We start from the raw sequence: 19,970 nt of genomic DNA on the forward strand, positions 1-19,970 counted from the left end.
ACGGATGCTAGCAGTGTCGGTGATGGAAGCAACCATTCAACGTTTTACTGGATGTTTGTACAGTGTATTTGCTGCTGGTCGCGGATACCGTTCAGCGCCTAGACTTTGTCGATCTTCAGTACAGGATCAGCCCGTGACCTCGATTTTCTGGTACGACTATGAAACCACCGGCATCAACCCGCGCAGCGATCGGCCCCTCCAGGTAGCCGGCATACGCACGGACCACGAGCTCAATGAGATCGGCGCGCCGGTCAATCTTTATTGTCTGCCCAGCGACGATATCCTGCCTCACCCGGTGGCCTGCGCGATTACCGGTATCACCCCGGCGACACTCGCGGAAAAAGGCCTGGCCGAGGCTGATTTCATGACCCGTGTGCACGCTGAACTCGCCGCGCCGGGCACTTGTGGCGCCGGTTACAACACTTTGCGTTTCGATGATGAGATGACACGCTACAGTCTGTATCGCAATTTTTTCGATCCTTATGCGCGTGAGTGGCAGGGTGGTAACAGTCGCTGGGATTTGATCGATGTGGTTCGAACCGCCTATGCGCTGCGCCCGGAAGGCATTGAATGGCCGCAGCAGGATGGGCGCGTCACGCTCAAGTTGGAGCGCCTGACCGAAGCCAACGGTATCGACCATGGGCAGGCGCACGACGCACTGTCCGACGTGCGCGCCACCATCGCTCTGGCCCGACTGGTGCGTGAGAAACAACCCAAGCTGTATGACTGGCTGTTTCAGTTGCGCAGTAAACAGCGGGTGATGGACCAGGTGCGCTTGCTGCAACCAATGGTGCATATCTCCGGACGGTTTTCCGCCGAGCGTCATTACCTGGGGGTTGTGTTGCCGCTGGCGTGGCACCCGCGCAATCGCAACGCCTTGATCGTCTGCGACCTGGGGCTCGATCCGCAAGGGCTGCTGGACCTTGATGCGGATGCCTTGCGCCAGCGTCTTTACACACGCCGTGACGAATTGGTCGAGGGCGAACTGCCGGTACCGCTCAAATTGGTGCATATCAATCGCTGTCCCGTGGTTGCTCCCTTGAATGTGCTGCGGGCAGAAGACCGTGAACGTCTGCACTTGGACATGAATGTTTATCAGGAACGGGCACTGCGACTAACTGACGCACAGGAACTTTGGCGCGATAAGTTAGCGGCCATTTACGCCGAAGAAGATTTCGCGGCGACTGCAGACCCGGAGCAACAGCTGTATGACGGTTTTATCGGAGACCGTGATCGGCGTTTATGCGAACAAGTCCGGGCGGCTGAGCCTGAGCAATTAGCACGCCAGCAGTGGCCATTTGATGACCATCGTTTGCCCGAATTATTGTTTCGCTACCGCGCGCGTAACTTCCCCGATACGTTGAACGACGAGGAGCAACAACGCTGGACACTTTTTTGTCAGCAGCGTTTGTCGAACCCGGAGTGGGGCGCGCCGAATACCCTTGAGGCATTTAAGCAAGCCCGGCAGGAGTTTATTGTTAGTGCGACGCCGTTTCAGCAAGGGGTGCTGGAGCAGTGGCAGGAATATGCGGACTCTCTGGCCGCGCGAATGTATCTTTAGTCGTTTTTCACAGAATAGGCAGGCAATAAAAAAACGCCAGCAGGCTGGCGTTTTTTAATGTGTCGCTTATCAGGCGCGAGCCTGGCGAGGCTTAGCCCAGCAGGGTAGCCCAGCCTTCAACCACGTCACCGCCCCACTTGGCTTTCCACTCTTTCAGCGTTTTGTGGTTGCCACCTTTGGTTTCAATCACTTCGCCGTTGTGTGGGTTTTTGTATTGTTTAACCTTGCGAGCACGCTTGGTGCCGGTAGTTTTCACAGCGCCGCGTGGTGCTTTAACTTTCGACTCTGGATCCAGCAGCGCGATGATGTCACGCAGGGATTTGGAGTATTCACCCATCAGGGTGCGCAATTTGCCTTCGAATTCCAGCTCGGTTTGCAGTTTGTCGTCTTGGGACAGGTTCTTCAAACGGGCTTGCAGCTCTTTGATAGCTTCTTCGGTGGCACGGTATTCGTTGATCAGAGACATGTGGACTACCTTATGTAGAGCGCTGATTGACAGGGATAGTGGCCCAATAATAGTCAGGCGGTTTCCCCAAGTAAACATTTAAGGTCGAATTTATGTGAATTACTTTGAATGTTTGTAGCCTGGCTATGCATTCGAGTTAATTACTAGGGCGTAGACCTAAAGATAATCTCCTTGAAATGCATGGAACAGCCTTAGGCTAACCCAATGGATTCCATATAAAGGTGGTAAAACCTTAGGCTATTAAGGGGTAAGGCTGTCGCCGGCGATCAGAATAAGCATCAAGGAATACTGCAGTTTTGCTGCGCAATCGCTAGAATGGCGGCCTTTGCGAAGTTCTGGAGTTTCCCCCTAATGCGCACTTTTCGGCTGGTGATTGCTTGCCCGGACCGGGTTGGTATCGTTGCCAAAGTCAGTAACTTTCTGGCGTCCCACAACGGTTGGATCACCGAGGCGAGTCATCACTCGGACAATTTGAGCGGTTGGTTCTTCATGCGTCATGAGATCCGTGCCGATACGCTGCCCTTTGGCCTCGAAGCCTTCCGCGAAGCCTTTGCGCCGATCGCCGAAGAGTTTTCGATGAGCTGGCACATCACCGACACCGAGCAGAAAAAACGCGTGGTGTTGATGGCCAGCCGCGAGTCCCACTGCCTGGCGGATTTGCTGCACCGCTGGCACAGCGACGAACTGGACTGTGAGATTGCTTGCGTGATCTCCAACCACGATGACCTGCGCAGCATGGTCGAGTGGCATGGCATCCCGTATTACCATGTGCCGGTCAACCCGCAGGACAAGGAGCCGGCTTTCGCCGAGGTCTCCCGCCTGGTCAAGCAGCATGAAGCCGACGTTGTAGTGCTTGCACGCTACATGCAAATCCTGCCGCCGGAGTTGTGCCGTGAATACGCTGGCAAAGTGATCAATATTCACCACAGCTTCTTGCCTTCATTCGTAGGTGCCAAGCCGTACCACCAGGCTTCCCTGCGTGGTGTGAAATTGATCGGCGCGACTTGCCACTACGTCACTGAAGAGCTTGACGCCGGCCCGATCATCGAGCAGGACGTGGTGCGTGTCAGTCACAGCGACAGCATCGAAGACATGGTGCGTTTCGGTCGCGACGTCGAGAAGATGGTGCTGGCCCGTGGCCTGCGTTACCACCTGGAAGACCGCGTGCTGGTGCACGGCAACAAGACGGTGGTGTTCTAACCGACGCGTTGTGATTGAACAAAGAAGGGCCTGGGCGTTAAATCGTTCCAGGCCCTTTTTTTGCGCCCCGTTGAGGATTGAGCAATGAGCGATCCGTTGGACAAAGCCACGTCAAAAGCCCCGGCAATATTAGGGGAGGGCTGCTTGAGTCGATTTGACCCGGATGACCTGGACAGTGAAGACGGCACCGATTTTCCCGGTGCCGCCGAGTTGTGGGAACGTGAGCAGGGCCGATCCCAGCCCGAGACCGAGTGATTGCCCGCCGGGATCAGATCCGGAAACTGCCCACCAGTTGCTTCAGTCGCGCGGCTTGCTGCTCCAGGTCGGCACAGGCACGTAGCGTGGAATGCAGGTTTTCCACACCTTCCTGATTGAGGATGTTGATCTCGGTGATGTCCATGTTGATCGACTCCACCACCGAGGTTTGTTCCTCCGTAGCAGTGGCGACGGACTGGTTCATACCATCAATCTCGCCGATGCGTTGGGTCACGCTGTTCAGGCGTTCGCCGGCCAGGTTGGCGATGTCTACGCTGTCGAGGCTGTGGCGCTGGCTTTCACTCATGGTGCTGACCGAGTCCCGTGCGCCGACTTGCAGCTCTTCGATCATCTTCTGCACTTGTTGCGCCGACTCCTGAGTGCGATGCGCCAGGTTGCGCACTTCATCCGCGACCACTGCAAACCCGCGTCCGGCCTCACCCGCACGGGCCGCTTCAATGGCGGCGTTCAGTGCGAGCAGGTTGGTTTGCTGGGAAATACTGGTGATCACCTCGAGAATCTGCCCGATGTTCACCGTCTTGCTGTTGAGCGCTTCGATATTGCTGCTGGAAGCACTGATCATCGCTGACAGCTGGTTCATCGCCTTGATGTTGCGCTCCACCACTTGCTGGCCGTCTTCAGCCAGGTGGCGTGCGTCGCTGGCCTGGTGGGAGGCTTGCGCGGCATTGCGCGCGATTTCCTGGGCGGCGGCGCCCAGCTCATTGATGGCGGCGGCAACGCTGTTGGTACGGTTGGCCTGCTCGTCGGAGTTGACCATCGACGAGTTGGACGCACTGACCACACGCAGTGCCACTTCGTTGACCTGTTCGGTGGCCGAGGACACTTCGCGGATCGACGTATGAATCCGCTCCACGAAGCGGTTGAAGGCGTTACCCAGGGTGCCGAATTCATCATGATTCTGGATTGTAAGGCGGCGCGTCAGGTCGCCCTCGCCGTCGGCGATGTCCTGCATGGCGCGGGTCATCACATGCAGCGGTTGGAGCAGGATGCGGATCAGCATGCCGAGCAGAGCGATGATGATGACCACGGCAATGATCGTGGCGATAACCGCTGAGGTGCGGAATTCGCTGAGCATGGCGAAGGACTTGTCTTTATCTACTGTAATACCGAGGTACCAATTCACCGAGGGCAGACCCTTGATCGGTGTGAAGGTCACGATGTTGTCCTTCCCGTTGGCCTCGACTTCGCTGAAATCGGTGCTGATCTTCGGGGTGTTTTTCGGATACACATCGGCCAGGGTCTTCATCACCAGGTTTTTGTCCGGGTGTACCAACACTTTGCCGTCAGCGCTGACCAGGAACGCATAGCCCATGCCACCGAAGTTCAGCGCGCCGATGTTATCCACCAGGGTTTGCAGGCTCAGGTCGCCGCCGACCACGCCGATGCTCTGGGTGCCCTGCGTGCTCGGAGTGGCAACGGAAATAATCAGCTTGCCAGTGGCGGCATCGATATAGGGTTCGGTCAGGGTTGAGCCATTGCTGCTCTGGGCGCCGGTGTACCAAGGCCGTACACGCGGGTCGAAGCCGTCCGGCATCTTGGTATCAGGGCGGATGGTGAAAGCGCCCTTACTGTCGCCGACGTAAGTTGCCATGAATGAAGACGTCAGGGATTTCTGTTCCAGCAGACGGGCAACCGCGGAAGGCTCGGGGTTGATGGCAATGTTTTGCGCGGCGTTTTCCACCAGGGCAATGCGCCCGGTGAGCCAGGTTTGTATGCTGCTGGCGGTGACATCACCCATTTCATGCAAGTAGTTGTTGAGATCGTCGCGAATGGCGTTGCGTTGCAGGTAGTCGTTATAGAGGGTAAACAGCGCGAAAGCGGCAATGACGATAAGGGAGGCTGCAAGCAGGATTTTGTGGCTGAAGCGCAGATTTTTATTCATGGCTTGTAGGGTCCGCTAAGGTCTTAATATCCGAAGCGCGTCCTTATGGGAGGCGCAAAATGGCAGTGTCAAAAAAGGTGTGATACTTCTTGTGATAGCTCTGGGGGGTCCCTGTAGGAACTATCTGACCTATTTTTAGACTTTGTGGGTCTCACATGAGCCTGTATCGACCTGGCGACACTAAAGATTAACCATAGGTGACGAAATGCCTGACTCCTCGCAACTGCTTATCGGGGCCGACCTTTCCGGCCAGCCTATTGCCCAGGCCATGCGCCTGGCCAACCGTCACGGGTTGATCGCCGGCGCGACCGGCACGGGCAAGACCGTCACGTTGCAGCGCCTGGCCGAAGCGTTCAGTGAGGCTGGCGTTGCGGTGTTTGCCGCCGACATCAAGGGTGACTTGTGCGGGCTGGGAGCGGCGGCCAACCCCCAGGGCAAGGTCGCCGAGCGTATCGCTGGCATGCCCTTCCTCAATTACACGGCCAAGGCTTATCCGGTCACGCTGTGGGATATCCACGGGCAGTCCGGTCATCCATTGCGCACCACCATCAGCGAAATGGGCCCGTTGTTGCTCGGCAGCTTGCTGGAACTCACCGACAGCCAGCAGTCAGCGCTTTACGCCGCCTTCAAGGTGGCGGATCGCGAAGGCCTGTTGCTGCTGGACCTCAAGGACCTCAAGGCGCTCCTCAACCACCTGCGCTACCACCCGGAGTTGTTGGGCGAAGACGCCGCGCTGATGACCACCGGCTCCAGCCAGGCGCTGTTGCGCCGCCTGGCGGTGCTGGAGCAGCAGGGCGCCGAAGCCCTGTTTGGCGAGCCGGCCCTGCAGTTGGAAGACATCCTGCAGCCCACCTCTGACGGGCGCGGGCGCATCCACCTGCTGGACGCCAGCCGCCTGGTTCACGAGGCGCCGAAGGTGTACGCGACCTTCCTGCTGTGGTTGTTGGCAGAGCTGTTCGAGCAACTGCCCGAGCGCGGTGATGCCGACAAACCGCTGCTGGCGCTGTTTTTTGACGAGGCGCATTTGCTGTTTGCCGACACGCCCAAAGCGTTGCAGGAGCGTCTGGAACAGGTGGTGCGGCTGATCCGTTCCAAAGGCGTTGGCGTTTATTTTGTGACTCAATCTCCTGGCGACCTGCCGGATAGCGTGCTGGCCCAACTCGGCCTGCGCATCCAGCATGGCCTACGGGCGTTCACCACCAAGGAACAGAAATCCCTACGCGCCGTCGCGGACGGTTTCCGGCCAAACCCGGCGTTTGATGCCTTGTCGGTCTTGACCGAACTGGGCACGGGTGAGGCTTTGGTGGGCACCTTGCAGGAAAAGGGCACGCCGGAAGTGGTCCAGCGCGTGCTGGTTGCACCGCCGCAATCGCGGATCGGGCCGCTCAGTGACGCCGAACGCACGGCATTGGTGGCCAGTTCACCGCTGCAGGGGCGTTATGACAAGCCGATTGACCGTGAATCCGCTTATGAAGTGCTGATGTCTCGCAAGGAACTGGGGCCGATCGAGGAAGCCAAACCTGCCAGCGACGAGCCGAGTTTCACCGACAAGGCCGGGGCGTTTCTGGGCACCACGGCGGGCAAGGCGCTGAAGTCTGCGATGCAGCAGGCTGCCAATCAGATGGGGCGGCAATTGGTGCGCGGCTTGTTGGGGTCGCTGTTGGGCGGCAGCAAGCGCAAATAGCGAGTCAGGGCTTGGGCTTGGCGTGGGCGGCCAGCCTTTCAAGCGCCGCGCGCAAGCCTGGGTTGCTGATCCCGTCGGCCGTTGCCTGGATGGTTTCGGCCGCATTCGCCGAGAGGTCGTGGGTATGCTCCGGCACGCCAGGCAGGGTGGTGGGCGGTTGCACTTTGAACTGGATGCGCGTCAAACCGGCAAATTCATCGAAGACCATCAATTGACGCTGCAGGCGTTTTTGCTGGTAGCGCAAACGCGTGGCCCAATGGCCATCCGTGACAATCAGTAGCAGGTTCCCTTCACGCCAGGACGCCACGCGACAGTGTTCGCGTGCGGCCGGTTGCAACTGGCTTTCGAGCAGGCGTTGCAGGAGGCCCAGGCGTTGCGCATGGCCAAAGATGGCTTTCAGCGGCTTGGCATCGCGAAGCAACACGCCGGGCGCGCGGGCTGTCAGGGGGCGAAATGCCATTATTGAGACACCTTAAGTAACAGAGCCGCCATCTTAGCAGAAAGCACCTGTACGCCCCCAGGCCATGCCTCCACCGGGCTTTTGGTGTGAAATCAATAGGTAACTTCTGCGTTCCATGGGTTGAAGTTCCGGCAAAAGCCCTTATTTTAAACAAGCCCTCTCACAGCCCCATGCCAGCATCGGGGAACAACGCCACTTTCCTCACCCACGAATCCGGGTAGAATGCGCGTTCGCATGCGGCCGTGAGGGCTGCTCGGGCCACTGACGGTGCGCCCTCCATCCCTATGTGTGGAAGAACCTGCCGATATGTTTGCGCCTTTGTTAAAGAAACTTTTTGGAAGCAAGAATGAGCGCGAAGTCAAACGCATGCTCAAGACGGTGCAGCTGGTCAATGCCTTCGAAGAGCAGATGGTTGCCCTTTCGGACGAGCAATTGCGCGCCAAGACCCAAGAGTTCAAGGCCCGCATAGCCAAAGGTGAAACCCTCGACAAGCTGCTGCCCGAAGCCTTTGCGGTCGCCCGTGAAGCCGGTAAGCGTGTCATGGGCATGCGCCACTTCGACGTCCAGTTGATCGGCGGCATGACCTTGCACGAAGGCATGATTGCCGAAATGCGCACCGGTGAAGGCAAGACCCTGGTGGCAACCCTCGGTGTTTACCTCAACGCACTGTCCGGCAAGGGCGTGCACGTTGTGACGGTGAACGACTACCTGGCTCGCCGGGACGCTAACTGGATGCGCCCGCTGTATGAATTCCTCGGCCTGACCGTCGGCGTGGTAACGCCGTTCCAGCCGCCGGAAGAGAAGCGCGCGGCCTACGCTGCCGACATCACCTACGGCACCAACAACGAATTCGGTTTCGACTACCTGCGCGACAACATGGCGTTCAGCATGGAAGAAAAATTCCAGCGCGAACTCAACTTTGCCGTGATCGACGAAGTCGACTCCATCCTCATCGACGAAGCCCGTACCCCGCTCATCATCTCCGGCCAGGCCGAAGACAGCTCGCGCCTGTACACCGAGATCAACAAATTGATCCCGCGCCTGGAGCAGCACATCGAGGAAGTGGAAGGCGTGGTGACCAAAGAAGGTCACTTCAGCATCGACGAGAAGACCCGCCAGGTCGAACTCAACGAAGCCGGTCACCAGTTCGTCGAAGAAATGCTGACCCAGATCGGCGAGCTGGCCGAGGGTGAAAGCCTGTACTCGGCACACAACCTGGGCCTGTTGACCCACGTGTATGCCGGCCTGCGTGCCCACAAGCTGTTCCATCGCAACGTCGAATACATCGTGCAGGACGGCCAGGTCGTACTGGTCGACGAGCACACCGGCCGTACCATGCCGGGTCGCCGCCTGTCCGAAGGCCTGCACCAGGCCATCGAAGCCAAGGAACACCTCAACATCCAGGCTGAAAGCCAGACGTTGGCGTCCACTACCTTCCAGAACTACTTCCGTCTGTACAACAAACTGTCCGGCATGACCGGTACGGCCGACACCGAAGCGTTCGAGTTCCACCAGATCTACAACCTGGCCGTGATGGTCATTCCGCCGAACAAGCCGTTGGCGCGTAAAGACTTCAACGACCTGGTGTTCCTGACAGCCGAAGAGAAATACGCGGCAATCATCAACGACATCAAGGACGGTATGGCCCAGGGTCGTCCGATCCTGGTGGGTACTGCCACCATCGAGACTTCCGAGCACGTGTCCAACCTGCTCAACAAGGAAGGCATCGAGCACAAGGTCCTCAACGCCAAGTTCCACGAAAAAGAAGCCGAGATCATCGCCCAGGCCGGTCGCCCAGGCGCACTGACCATCGCCACCAACATGGCCGGTCGTGGTACCGACATCCTGTTGGGCGGTAACTGGGAAGTGGAAGTCGCGGCACTGGAAAACCCGAGCCCTGAGCAGATCGCCCAGATCAAGGCCGATTGGCAGAAGCGTCACCAGGCCGTGCTGGAATCCGGTGGCCTGCAGGTGATCGCTTCCGAGCGTCACGAATCGCGCCGTATCGACAACCAGCTGCGTGGTCGTGCCGGCCGTCAGGGTGACGCCGGTTCCAGCCGCTTCTACCTGTCCCTGGAAGACAGCCTGATGCGCATCTTCGCCTCGGACCGCGTGAAGAATTTCATGAAGGCCCTGGGCATGCAGTCCGGTGAAGCGATCGAGCACCGCATGGTGACCAACGCCATCGAGAAAGCCCAGCGCAAGGTGGAAGGCCGCAACTTCGATATTCGTAAGCAACTGCTCGAGTTCGATGACGTCAACAACGAACAGCGTAAAGTGATCTATCACATGCGTAACACGTTGCTGGCCGCCGACAACATTGGCGAGACCATCGCAGATTTCCGTCAGGACGTACTCAACGCCACCGTCAGCGCACATATCCCGCCACAGTCCCTGCCAGAGCAATGGGATGTTGCCGGCCTGGAAGCCGCGTTGAAGAGCGACTTCGGTGTCGACTTGCCGGTTCAGCAATGGCTGGACGAAGACGATCACCTGTACGAAGAAACCCTGCGCGAAAAACTGATGGCCGAACTGCTCGCCGCGTACAACGAGAAAGAAGAGCAGGCGAGTGCCGAGGCGCTGCGCACGTTCGAGAAGCAGATCGTTCTGCGCGTGCTGGACGACCTGTGGAAAGATCACCTGTCGACCATGGATCACCTGCGTCACGGTATCCACCTGCGTGGCTACGCCCAGAAGAACCCGAAGCAGGAGTACAAGCGCGAGTCGTTCACGCTGTTCTCCGAGCTGCTGGATTCGATCAAGCGCGACTCTATCCGCGTGCTGTCCCACGTTCAGGTGCGTCGTGAAGACCCGATCGAGGAAGAAGCTCGCCTGCGCCAGGAAGCCGAGGCACTGGCTGCGCGCATGCAGTTCCAACACGACGAAGCGCCGGGCCTGGAAGCCCCTGAGGTATTGGGCGAAGAGGTCGATGTGGCCCTGGCTCAAACCCCGGTACGCAATGATCAGAAGCTGGGCCGTAACGAGCTGTGCTGGTGCGGTTCGGGCAAGAAGTTCAAACACTGCCACGGCGAAATCAACTAAGATTTTTGCCTGACGCTGCAACACCCTGCGCCGCGACCGGCCTCTGCCGTCGCGGCGTTTTGCCATTAATTCCACCGTCGATCACGACGGCACAGACATCACCTATTTTTAAGGAGCGCATTCATGGCTGTTGGTCTTGGTCCTTTGCCCACATTGCACCCGGTTGCCGGTTTTGAACTCGGAATCGCTTCGGCCGGCATCAAGCGCCCGGGGCGCAAGGATGTGGTGGTGATGCGCTGTGCCGAAGGCTCGACCGTCGCCGGAGTGTTCACCCTCAACGCGTTCTGCGCGGCGCCGGTGATCCTGGCCAAGCAGCGCGTGGCCGGCACGATCCGTTACCTGCTGACCAACACCGGCAATGCCAACGCCGGCACCGGCGAGCCCGGCCTGGTGGCGGCCGCGCGCACCTGCGCCAAGCTGGCCCAGTTGACTGGCGTGGATGCCAGCCAAGTGCTGCCATACTCCACCGGCGTCATCGGTGAGCCGCTGCCTGTGGAAAAAATCGAAGGCGCGCTGCAAGCCGCGCTGGACGACCTGTCTGTGGATAACTGGGCGGCCGCCGCCACCGGCATCATGACCACCGACACCCTGCCAAAAGGCGCGAGCCGTCAGTTCGTGCACGACGGCGTGACCGTCACCGTGACCGGTATCAGCAAAGGTGCGGGCATGATTCGCCCGAACATGGCGACCATGCTCGGTTACATTGCCACCGACGCCAAAGTCTCTCGCGATGTGCTGCACAGCCTGATCCTGGACGGCGCCAACAAGTCGTTCAACCGCATCACCATCGATGGCGACACCTCGACCAACGACTGCTGCATGCTGATCGCCACCGGCCAGGCCAACCTGCCGGAGATCACCGAGGCCAGCGGCCCGCTGTTCGCGGCGTTGAAGCAGGCCGTGTTCGACGTGTGCATGGAAGTCGCCCAGGCCATCGTGCGTGACGGCGAGGGTGCGACCAAGTTCGTGACCGTGGAAGTCAACGGCGGCGGCAATCATCAGGAATGCCTGGATGTGGGCTACACCGTGGCTCACTCGCCACTGATCAAGACCGCATTGTTCGCTTCGGACCCGAACTGGGGCCGTATCCTGGCGGCCGTCGGTCGTGCTGGCGTGCCGGACCTGGACGTGAGCAAGATCGACGTGTTCCTCGGTGATGTGTGCATCGCCAGCCGTGGCGCGCGTGCCGAGACCTACACCGAAGCCCAGGGCTCGGCGGTGATGCAGCAGGAAGAAATCACCATCCGCATCGAGCTGGGTCGCGGCGAGTGCAGCGAAACCATCTGGACCACCGACCTGTCCCACGAATACGTGAAGATCAACGCGGAATACCGCACCTGATAGCCAAGAGGAAAAGCGCGGTGAAACGAGTGCATGTAGCAGCAGCGGTGATCCGCGGTGTCGACGGCAGGATCCTGTTGGCGCGCCGCGCCGATACCCAGCACCAGGGCGGCCTCTGGGAGTTTCCCGGTGGCAAGGTGGAGGCCGATGAGTCGGTCGCCGGCGCACTGTCCCGCGAATTGCAGGAAGAGTTGGGCATCCAGGTCACTGCCGCGCGTCCGCTGATCAAGGTGCAGCATGACTACCCGGACAAGCAGGTGTTGCTGGATGTCTGGGAAGTGTCGGCGTTTACCGGCGAGCCTCATGGTGCCGAGGGGCAGCCATTGGAGTGGGTTGCCCCGCGTGATTTGCTCAACTATGAGTTCCCGGCGGCCAACGCACCGATTGTTGCCGCTGCGCGCTTGCCTGCTGAATACCTGATCACCCCTGGCGAGCTGGAAACCCCGGTGTTACTGCGTGGTATCCAGAAAGCTATTGCTGGCGGCATCAAGCTGGTGCAACTGCGCGCGCCCAACGGCTACGACCCCAAATACCGCGACCTCGCGGTGGATGCGGTGGGCCTGTGCGCGGGCAAGGCGCAGTTGATGCTCAAGGGGCCGTTTGAATGGTTGGGGGATTTTCCTGCAGCCGGCTGGCACATGACGGCGGCGCAACTGCGTAAATACGCCAGCAAGGGCCGACCACTGCCCAAGGACCGCTGGCTGGCGGCGTCGTGTCACAACGCGGAAGAGCTGGCCTTGGCGGAAATGATGGACGTGGATTTTGTCACGCTGTCGCCGGTGCAGCCGACCCAGACTCACCCCGATGCCCAGCCGTTGGGTTGGGAGCAGGCGGCGGAGTTGATCCGTGGGTTCAGCAAGCCGGTGTTTCTGTTGGGCGGGGTAGGGCCTGCCGAGCGGGAGCAGGCTTGGGACGCCGGGGCTCAGGGTGTGGCAGGGATTCGGGCGTTCTGGCCTGAAGTTTGATGCCGTTCTGACGGGCCCCATCGCAGGCAAGCCAGCTCCCACATTTGATTTGTGAATACATACAAGTGTGGGAGCTGGCTTGCCTGCGATGGGCCAAATCAGTCACCACACAATTATCAATGTGGCTTAGCGGCCGCCTGCCACAAAATCTCCGCAATCCCCTGGCGCTTGGCAATTATCCTGGCCGCCACAAACAGCAAATCCGACAGCCGATTGATATACGCCAAACCCACACCCTCCAGCGGCTCAATCGCATTCAACTGCTGACACCGCCGCTCCGCACTGCGCGCCACGCTGCGGCACACGTGGGCCTGGGCGATCAATGCTGAACCACCGGGCAGGATGAAGTTCTCCAGCGGCCCGACCTCTTCATTCCAGCGATCAATCGCCGCCTCCAGCCGATCCACCTCGGCCGCATTCAACGCCTTGTACTCCGGCATTGCCAACTCGCCGCCCAGATCGAACAACCGATGCTGGCAGGGGGTCAGCACCTCAATCACGTCCTGCAAGCCGGGATGCTGTCCGCCGAGTGCTTCGAGATAGGCCAACAGCAAGCCGAGCTGGCTGTTCAGCGTATCGACTTCGCCAATCGCCTCCACCCGTGGATGATCCTTTGGCACACGGCGGCCATCACCGAGGCCGGTTTCGCCCTTGTCGCCGGTGCGGGTGTAGATCTTCGATAGGCGAAAGCCCATGGTCATTGCTCCAGTTGGGTGAGGTCGTAAGGCGGCAGTTGGCTGCCGGCCAGTGGCAGGCGCAAGGTGAAACACGTGCCTTGGCCAAGGGTGGAGTGCACTTCCATCTGGCCCTTGTGGTTGTTGGTGATGATGAAATACGACACCGACAGCCCGAGCCCGGTGCCCTGGCCGATTTCCTTGGTGGTGAAAAACGGCTCGAAGGTGCGTTTGCGCACGTTCTCGCTCATGCCGATGCCATTGTCCTCCACCTGTATTTCTGCCCACGGCGGGTTCAGGCGCGTGCGCAGGATGATGCGCCCCGGCTCGCTGTCATCTTCACGCAGGTGAATGGCCTGGGCGGCGTTTTTCAGCAGGTTGAGCAGGACCTGTTCCAGTTCGTTGGCGGTGCCGGGTACCGGGCCCAACTGCGGGTCGAACTGGCGGATGATCGCTTGGCCCTTGAAGTCAAAGCCGATGGTGAGGTCGAAGTCGTTACCGGCGATTTCCACCGCTTGGTCGATCAGTGCCGGTAAGTCGCACGGTGCCATCTGCCGGTTGCTGCGGCGACTGAAGCTGAGCATATGGGTGACGATCTTCGCCGCCCGCGCCCCGGCTTGCTGGATGCCATCGAGCAGTTGCGGCACTTCGCGGCTTTGCAGGTAGTGGTTGACCGTTTCCAGCTCGATGCCGGCCTGCTCGGCGTGCTCCAGGTTCTTGGGCAGGTCGGGAGACAGGCGGCGGCGGATGTTCTGCACGTTATGCAGGATCGCCCCCAGCGGGTTGTTGATCTCGTGGGCCATGCCGGCGGCCAGGCCACCTACCGACAGCATTTTCTCGGACTGCACCATCATCTCTTCCAGGGACAGTCGCTGGGTGATGTCATCGATACGAATCACCACGCCACGCCCGGCGCCACCCATCAGTGGGTAGAAGGTCAGGGCGTAATGCTTGGGTTCGTCGTCCTTGAACCAGGTGACCCGCTCGATGCGCTCCACGGTGTGTTGCTCGACCGCTGCCCTGATCTGCGGCAAGTAGGGTTTGAGCGGCTGGAAGGCCAAGTAGATCGGCTGGTTCAGCGCTTCATCCAGGCGGGTACCGGAAAGCGCGCTGGCCTCCTGGTTCCACTGCGTCACGTAGAGCTGTTCATCCAGGGCGATCAGTGCCGAGGGCATCGAGTCGATGATGCTGTTCAGGTAATTCTGGAAGCCGGTGAGTTTTTTCTCGATCTTGCTGCGAACCTGGACTTCCAGTTCCAGCTTACGGTTGGTGTGGCGCGTCTCTTCGGCCAGGCCTTGGGCTTGGTCGTAGGCCGCCTGGGAGTCGTCCCGTGCGCGCTTGAGTTGCTGCTCGCGGGCTTCGATCCGCGACAGCATGGTGTTGAAGGCTTCGGCCAGGCTGCCGATTTCATCGTGGTTGCCACGGCCAGCGCGTAGGGCGTAGTTCTCTTCGCGGGTGACCTGGCGCGACAACTCTTCGAGTTCGTGGATCGGCCGGGTGATCAGGCGTTTGATCTGGCGGGCGATGATCAACCACAGCAGCACGCTGAAAATCAGGATGCCCAGGCTGGCCGTCAGCGTGCCCGTGTAGAACGCCACCGGTAGCTCACTGCTGGCCACCAGCAGCAGGTGCCCGGACGCTTGGCCAGCACGGGGCAGGGTGATGATCTGGTTGCTGCGAAACTCGGTGACGCGCCAGGCTTCGATATGCCGGTAGTTGTCGGGCAGGTGCAGGCGGTCGCCGTGTTGCATCTGCGCCAGGCGGTTGCCTTCACCGTCGTACAGGGCGGCGGCGCGCAAGGGGGAATAGCTGGTCAGCTCGTTGAGCAGGGCGTCCGCCTTGGCGGGTGATTCGAGGGCTTCGGCGGCGAGCGCGGGGTTGGACACCAGGCGACCAATCGCCTGCAAGGCTTGGGGAGCCATGCTTTCCTGGGAGATCCAGTAGGCGGCGCTGATAAAGGTCAGGTTGGCCACCAGCAATACGGTGGTCAACAGCACCAGCAGGGCGGCCAGCAGTTTCTGCCCGACCGGTAGGTTTTCAAGACGCTGGCGCAGCGGCATCAGGGTTTTCCCAGGTGATAGACAGGCGGGCAGGGTAGCGCGTGGCTCAGTCGCGGGGCAATCCGCGTGCAAGTAACTGCTCGACCAGGCGCACCTGCAACTGCTGCAAATGCGGCAGGTTCAGTTGGTGACGGGCGGCCGCCTGGCAAGCATAGCCCAATAGATAGCTGATTTCGGTGCGACGGCCGGCGGCCACATCCTGGTACATGGAAGAGTAATTGGCGGCGGTGGCCTGGATCACCCGTTCCACTTCGTGTTGCAGGTCCAGCGCGGCAGCAGGCTGGCCGCAGCATTCCAGCAGTTCAGCCAGCTCTGCGCACAGGGTGGCGACTTCGCAGTGATGGGCCTGCAATTCGCCGTTACGACATTGATACAGCACGGTCAGCGGGTTGATGGCGCAATTGAGGGCCAGCTTGCGCCATAGCCGCGTGAGGATATCGGTACTCCAATCGTGGGGGATGCCAGCGGCGTGCAGGTCATCCAGCCATAGCGGCGGGGTAGGATGGCTCGCGTCGCCCAGCCAGGTGTAGCCATGGCCGGCAAACACGACACGCCAGTCGCCATCGCGAAAGGCGCCTTCCGTGCTGGAGGCAAAGATGCAGCGCGCCTGGGGCAACTGCGCGGCGACCGCATCCTGGCTGCCAAGGCCGTTCTGCAGCAGGATCAGCTCGGCATCTGGAGCTAGCCGCTGTTGCAACTGTGCGACGGCGCCTTGGGCGTCGTAGGCTTTGCACGCCACCAGCAGGCGATGAATCGGCCCAGGGCTGTCAGGGGTTTCGCCTGTCACGGGGTAAGTCTGCTCAATGCCTTGTTCCACCAGGGTCAGTCCCTCGCTCGCCTGATAACTGGCCAGGCGCGCCTCATCACGCAGGATCAACCTGACGGGCACGCCTGCGCGCGCCAGGCGGGTGGCCCAGAGTGTGCCCAGGCTACCGGCGCCGAGAATATGCCAGGTGGTCGACATCTGTTTGTGCTCCATGGGGTCGCTCACAGTGAATGCGGCGAAAGAACCGCTATAATGCCCCGGCATTTTAGCTTGGGCGCGCTCCATCTCTACTGAGCCCGCCCCTTATATTGGAGAAATGACATGCCTTCGTTCGACGTGGTATCCGAACTGGACAAACACGAAGTCACCAACGCCGTCGAGAACGCCGTCAAGGAACTGGACCGTCGCTATGACTTGAAAGGCAAGGGCAGCTTCGAATTCAAGGAAAAAGAGCTGACCGTCAACCTGACCGCTGAAGCCGATTTCCAGCTGGAAGCGATGATCGAGATCCTCAAGCTGTCGCTGGTCAAGCGCAAGATCGACGCGCAGTGCCTTGAAATCAAGGATGCCTACGCCTCCGGCAAGCTGATGAAGCAAGAAGCCATCCTCAAGGAAGGCATCGATAAGGAGCTGGCGAAGAAAATCGTCGCCCACATCAAGGACGCCAAGCTGAAAGTCCAGGCCGCGATCCAGGGTGAACAGGTTCGTGTCACTGGCAAGAAACGTGACGACCTGCAAGAGGCCATTGCGGCCCTGCGCGCCAAGACCTTCGACATGCCGCTGCAGTTCAACAACTTCCGCGACTGATGGCACATTGGGGAACCTGTCGGCGTTTTTGACGTCCCACGCCCCAGAACCTGCGCCTACTATTGAGCCCTACGGGGCTCAATTGCATTTATGGCCACTCATTACGCCGAACATCCGGTAACCAGGAGAATGTAGATGGATTTGAACGCTGAAATGGATCACCTGATCAAGACCTCGGAATCTTGGCTGCCGATGATCATGGAATACGGCAGCCGGTTCTTGCTGGCTTTGGTCACCTTGGTCATCGGTTGGTGGCTGATTAACGTGTTGACCCACCGCGTGGGGCGCTTGCTGGCACTGCGTAATGCCGACATGGCCCTGCAACATTTCATCACCCGACTGGCGAACGTCGCGCTCAAAATCATGCTGGTGGTCAACGTGGCCTCGATGATCGGCGTGGCAACCACCTCGTTCATTGCGGCGATCGGTGCCGCCACCCTGGCCATCGGCATGGCATTGCAAGGCAGCCTGGCGAACTTCGCCGGTGGCGTGCTGATTCTGTTGTTCCGCCCGTTCCGCATTGGTGACTGGATCGAAGCCCAAGGCACTTCGGGTACCGTCGATAGCATCCAGATCTTCCACACCGTACTGCGTACCGGCGACAACAAGACCGTGATCGTGCCGAACGGCATCCTGTCCAATGGCCTTATCACCAACACCAACCGTCAGCCGACCCGCAAGGTGGTGTTTGATGTGGGTGTGGACTATGAGGCCGACTTGCAAAAAGCCCGTGACGTGTTGCTGGAACTGGCGAAAGACCCTCGGGTATTGGCAGACCCTGCTGCTGTCGCAGTGGTGTCGACCTTAGGTGACAGTTCGATCACCGTGTCCCTGCGTTGCTGGACCAAGACGGCGGATTATTGGGACGTGGTGTTCATGTTGAACGAACTTGCACGTGACCGCTTGAAAGCGGCGGGGATTGATATTCCATTTCCGCAGCGGGTTATTCGTGTGATGCAGGAAACAGCTGCCAAGTAACTGGGGTCATTCTTGAACTTGGCCGTTAGGTCAGGTTCAAGGTGCAAGCGCTAATCTCGTTAGTTAGCTTGCTAGTTATTCCAGTGCTGAAATATTACAGCCATAAAAAAGCCGCTCCCTTGTTAAACAAGGGAGCGGCTTTTTTTGTTTAAGGCCGAAACCTTAACTCATCGCTGTAATAAAACTGTCAATTACAGGATGTTCAGCGGGTAGTTCGCGATCAAACGCAGTTCGTCGATCGAAGGCGAACCGTAGTAAACGCCATCACCCGAACGATAGGTTGCTTGACGCAGACGCAGGCTCAGGTCCTTGGCTGGACCGCTCTGGATCACGTACTTGGCTTCGATGTCACGTTCCCACTCTTTGCCGTTCGAGGTCGTGGCGGTTTGAGCGCCGCTACCGGTTACGTAGCGAGTCATGAAGCTCAGGCCAGGAATGCCAAAGGTCGCCATGTTGATGTCGTAACGAGCCTGGTAGGACTTCTCGCCTTCGCCGTTGAAGTCGGAGCGGGCAATGGAGTTGGCCAGGAACACTGAGCCGCCGCCGTCTACGCCGTAACCGTAATCGCCGTCACCGGTGACTTTCTGGGCAGCCAGTGTGAAGGTGTGAGCACCAATGGTGTACGCACCCTGCAGGCTGAACGCACGGTTATCAAGCTTGGTGGTTTTGTCGTAGTAGGCGCGTTGCTTGCCTTCACCGTCACTTTTCGTGTCGTAGATGTTGAAGTCCAGGGCGAAGGACTGGTCGTCGCTCAGCGCGTGGGTCCAGTTAAGGTTGCTGTACCACTTGCGGAAGTAATCTTCGGTTTTTGCGTAGTACAGGCTGCCGGTAACCTCTGGGGTGAAGGAGTAGACGGCACCGGCAAAGTCGGTCTTCGTCAGGCCCAGGCTGTCACGGAAGGTCTGGTTCTGTGCGACGCTGGAAGTGAAGTGACCACCTTCCAGTTTGAGGCCCTTGATCTCGTTGCTGGTGAGCGAGATACCTTGTGGCAGCTCTGGCAGCAAACGGCTGTCATCGGAGGCAAACACAGGAGCGGTGGTGTATTGGTCGCCGACTTTCAAGACCGTATCGGAGATGCGGAATTTAACGGCACCGCCGCCTTTGGAGTAATCGTCCTGCGAGCGACCGTCGGAACCGGACGGGAACAGACCAGTGCCGGCACGGCCCTTACCGCTGTCGAGCTTGACGCCCAGCAGGCCGATCACGTCTACACCGACGCCGATGGTGCCTTGGGTGAAGCCCGATTGGTACAGGGCGTTGAAGCCCAGGCCAGTCTCTTCAGCACGGCTTTTATTCTTGCCGTTGACTTTCTCGTAGCCATCCAGTGGCTCATTGCGGAAGTCGCGGCTGAAGTACAGGGCGCGAGTATTAATGCTGAAAGTGCTGTCTTCAACAAAGCCTTTGGAATCGCTTTGGGCGGACGCCATTGCGAACTGCGTAGTGCCTGCTGAAACAGCCAGGGCGATCATGCTCCACTTCATCACGCGCATCGTGATTTGCTCCTTTGGTTTTAGGAAGAGTACTGCCGTCCCACCTGTATTTTTGTCTGGGCGGCTCTTTCTTTTTGTGTCGGCGCAAAGTTATATCACGCTGACAATATTGGCGATACTTGCCCAACTTTCCTTTCAGCTTCTTTACGAGCTTGTCGTAGATTGCTATATCCATGTCGCAAATTCACAGCCCCACTGTAACGAGGCTGACAACTTCAATACTGTTTCTAAACCGTTAAAAGAACGCAAAAAAACGTTTCTTTCGAAGTTTGAAATCATCCTTGGCGCGCATTGAACCGCTGCTGTTTTTCATCGCGA

The 19,970-nt window shown here is 59.2% G+C and carries 15 protein-coding genes and 1 pseudogene; 8 read left to right on the forward strand and 8 right to left on the reverse strand.

All coding sequences use genetic code 11. The annotated features are described in order from the left end of the window. The first annotated feature begins 133 nt into the window (after nt 1-133). Nucleotides 134-1,561, forward strand: a complete 1,428-nt coding sequence (sbcB, locus tag CWC48_RS16610) for an exodeoxyribonuclease I (protein WP_078050023.1) — start codon at nt 134-136, stop codon at nt 1,559-1,561. 91 nt (nt 1,562-1,652) lie between these two features. Here the strand turns inward: sbcB and mvaT are convergent, their stop codons facing one another. Continuing rightward, nucleotides 1,653-2,027 (reverse strand): histone-like nucleoid-structuring protein MvaT, encoded by a 375-nt coding sequence (gene mvaT / locus CWC48_RS16615; RefSeq protein ID WP_005790963.1) that lies wholly within the window; start codon nt 2,025-2,027, stop codon nt 1,653-1,655. Between the two features lie 351 nt (nt 2,028-2,378). On the opposite strand from mvaT, the gene purU reads away from it, so the two are divergent. Further along, a complete protein-coding gene (purU, locus tag CWC48_RS16620; protein ID WP_078050022.1) occupies nt 2,379-3,227 on the forward strand; it encodes a formyltetrahydrofolate deformylase in 849 nt (282 codons plus the stop codon). Between the two features lie 268 nt (nt 3,228-3,495). Here the strand turns inward: purU and CWC48_RS30890 are convergent, their stop codons facing one another. Next, complete coding sequence (locus CWC48_RS30890) at nt 3,496-4,260, reverse strand: methyl-accepting chemotaxis protein (protein WP_371857074.1); 765 nt, start codon at nt 4,258-4,260, stop codon at nt 3,496-3,498. A gap of 93 nt (nt 4,261-4,353) precedes the next feature. Beyond that, nucleotides 4,354-5,385: pseudogene (locus CWC48_RS30895) on the reverse strand (cache and HAMP domain-containing protein); the annotation flags it as partial. Nucleotides 5,386-5,590: 205 nt separating this feature from the next. Here CWC48_RS30895 and CWC48_RS16630 point away from each other — a divergent pair. Further along, nucleotides 5,591-7,069, forward strand: a complete 1,479-nt coding sequence (locus tag CWC48_RS16630; RefSeq protein WP_100492220.1) for a helicase HerA-like domain-containing protein — start codon at nt 5,591-5,593, stop codon at nt 7,067-7,069. 4 nt (nt 7,070-7,073) lie between these two features. Here the strand turns inward: CWC48_RS16630 and CWC48_RS16635 are convergent, their stop codons facing one another. Beyond that, nucleotides 7,074-7,529, reverse strand: coding sequence for a DUF721 domain-containing protein (locus CWC48_RS16635; protein WP_078050019.1), 456 nt, complete (start codon nt 7,527-7,529; stop codon nt 7,074-7,076). A gap of 306 nt (nt 7,530-7,835) precedes the next feature. On the opposite strand from CWC48_RS16635, the gene secA reads away from it, so the two are divergent. From secA to CWC48_RS16650, 3 genes are all read left to right on the forward strand, one after another. Continuing rightward, the gene (gene secA, locus CWC48_RS16640) at nt 7,836-10,571 is read left to right on the forward strand and encodes a preprotein translocase subunit SecA (RefSeq protein ID WP_078050018.1); all 2,736 of its coding nucleotides are present in this window, start codon (nt 7,836-7,838) and stop codon (nt 10,569-10,571) included. Nucleotides 10,572-10,694: 123 nt separating this feature from the next. Next, nucleotides 10,695-11,912 carry a bifunctional glutamate N-acetyltransferase/amino-acid acetyltransferase ArgJ gene (gene argJ, locus CWC48_RS16645; protein WP_078050017.1) on the forward strand — a complete coding sequence of 406 codons (1,218 nt, stop codon included), beginning with the start codon at nt 10,695-10,697 and terminating at the stop codon, nt 11,910-11,912. Between the two features lie 20 nt (nt 11,913-11,932). Continuing rightward, on the forward strand, nt 11,933-12,877 hold the full coding sequence (locus tag CWC48_RS16650) for a Nudix family hydrolase (RefSeq protein ID WP_099494278.1): 945 nt from the start codon (nt 11,933-11,935) through the stop codon (nt 12,875-12,877). 116 nt (nt 12,878-12,993) lie between these two features. Here CWC48_RS16650 and CWC48_RS16655 read toward each other — a convergent pair whose 3' ends face one another. The 3 genes from CWC48_RS16655 to CWC48_RS16665 are packed head-to-tail and all read right to left on the reverse strand — an operon-like array spanning nt 12,994 to nt 16,575. Then, entirely contained in the window at nt 12,994-13,572 is a 579-nt protein-coding gene (locus tag CWC48_RS16655) for a cob(I)yrinic acid a,c-diamide adenosyltransferase (RefSeq protein ID WP_078050015.1), read from the reverse strand. 2 nt (nt 13,573-13,574) lie between these two features. Continuing rightward, nucleotides 13,575-15,611 carry an ATP-binding protein gene (locus tag CWC48_RS16660; protein WP_078050014.1) on the reverse strand — a complete coding sequence of 679 codons (2,037 nt, stop codon included), beginning with the start codon at nt 15,609-15,611 and terminating at the stop codon, nt 13,575-13,577. A gap of 46 nt (nt 15,612-15,657) precedes the next feature. Next, nucleotides 15,658-16,575, reverse strand: a complete 918-nt coding sequence (locus CWC48_RS16665) for a putative 2-dehydropantoate 2-reductase (protein ID WP_100492221.1) — start codon at nt 16,573-16,575, stop codon at nt 15,658-15,660. Between the two features lie 123 nt (nt 16,576-16,698). On the opposite strand from CWC48_RS16665, the gene CWC48_RS16670 reads away from it, so the two are divergent. Both CWC48_RS16670 and CWC48_RS16675 read left to right on the forward strand, forming a co-directional pair. After that, the gene (locus tag CWC48_RS16670; protein WP_010208088.1) at nt 16,699-17,184 is read left to right on the forward strand and encodes a YajQ family cyclic di-GMP-binding protein; all 486 of its coding nucleotides are present in this window, start codon (nt 16,699-16,701) and stop codon (nt 17,182-17,184) included. Between the two features lie 135 nt (nt 17,185-17,319). Then, nucleotides 17,320-18,162 (forward strand): mechanosensitive ion channel family protein, encoded by an 843-nt coding sequence (locus tag CWC48_RS16675; RefSeq protein WP_100492222.1) that lies wholly within the window; start codon nt 17,320-17,322, stop codon nt 18,160-18,162. Between the two features lie 191 nt (nt 18,163-18,353). On the opposite strand, the gene CWC48_RS16680 is transcribed toward CWC48_RS16675, so the two are convergent. After that, the gene (locus CWC48_RS16680; RefSeq protein ID WP_078050011.1) at nt 18,354-19,652 is read right to left on the reverse strand and encodes an OprD family porin; all 1,299 of its coding nucleotides are present in this window, start codon (nt 19,650-19,652) and stop codon (nt 18,354-18,356) included. Nucleotides 19,653-19,970: the final 318 nt, after the last annotated feature.

It is taken from the genome of Pseudomonas sp. S10E 269 (genome assembly GCF_002798465.1).
In the GTDB taxonomy this organism is placed as follows: Bacteria; Pseudomonadota; Gammaproteobacteria; order Pseudomonadales; family Pseudomonadaceae; genus Aquipseudomonas; species Aquipseudomonas pergaminensis.

What these genes read in the sequence shown, in the direction of transcription:
- CWC48_RS16670 (WP_010208088.1), top strand. Translation starts at nt 16,699, where the DNA reads ATGCCTTCGTTCGACGTGGTATCCGAACTGGACAAACACGAAGTCACC.
- CWC48_RS16635 (WP_078050019.1), bottom strand. Translation starts at nt 7,529, where the DNA reads ATGGCATTTCGCCCCCTGACAGCCCGCGCGCCCGGCGTGTTGCTTCGC.
- CWC48_RS16630 (WP_100492220.1), top strand. Translation starts at nt 5,591, where the DNA reads ATGCCTGACTCCTCGCAACTGCTTATCGGGGCCGACCTTTCCGGCCAG.
- secA (WP_078050018.1), top strand. Translation starts at nt 7,836, where the DNA reads ATGTTTGCGCCTTTGTTAAAGAAACTTTTTGGAAGCAAGAATGAGCGC.
- CWC48_RS16680 (WP_078050011.1), bottom strand. Translation starts at nt 19,652, where the DNA reads ATGCGCGTGATGAAGTGGAGCATGATCGCCCTGGCTGTTTCAGCAGGC.
- mvaT (WP_005790963.1), bottom strand. Translation starts at nt 2,027, where the DNA reads ATGTCTCTGATCAACGAATACCGTGCCACCGAAGAAGCTATCAAAGAG.
- purU (WP_078050022.1), top strand. Translation starts at nt 2,379, where the DNA reads ATGCGCACTTTTCGGCTGGTGATTGCTTGCCCGGACCGGGTTGGTATC.
- CWC48_RS16655 (WP_078050015.1), bottom strand. Translation starts at nt 13,572, where the DNA reads ATGGGCTTTCGCCTATCGAAGATCTACACCCGCACCGGCGACAAGGGC.
- CWC48_RS30890 (WP_371857074.1), bottom strand. Translation starts at nt 4,260, where the DNA reads ATGGTCAACTCCGACGAGCAGGCCAACCGTACCAACAGCGTTGCCGCC.
- CWC48_RS16675 (WP_100492222.1), top strand. Translation starts at nt 17,320, where the DNA reads ATGGATTTGAACGCTGAAATGGATCACCTGATCAAGACCTCGGAATCT.
- CWC48_RS16660 (WP_078050014.1), bottom strand. Translation starts at nt 15,611, where the DNA reads ATGCCGCTGCGCCAGCGTCTTGAAAACCTACCGGTCGGGCAGAAACTG.
- CWC48_RS16665 (WP_100492221.1), bottom strand. Translation starts at nt 16,575, where the DNA reads ATGTCGACCACCTGGCATATTCTCGGCGCCGGTAGCCTGGGCACACTC.
- argJ (WP_078050017.1), top strand. Translation starts at nt 10,695, where the DNA reads ATGGCTGTTGGTCTTGGTCCTTTGCCCACATTGCACCCGGTTGCCGGT.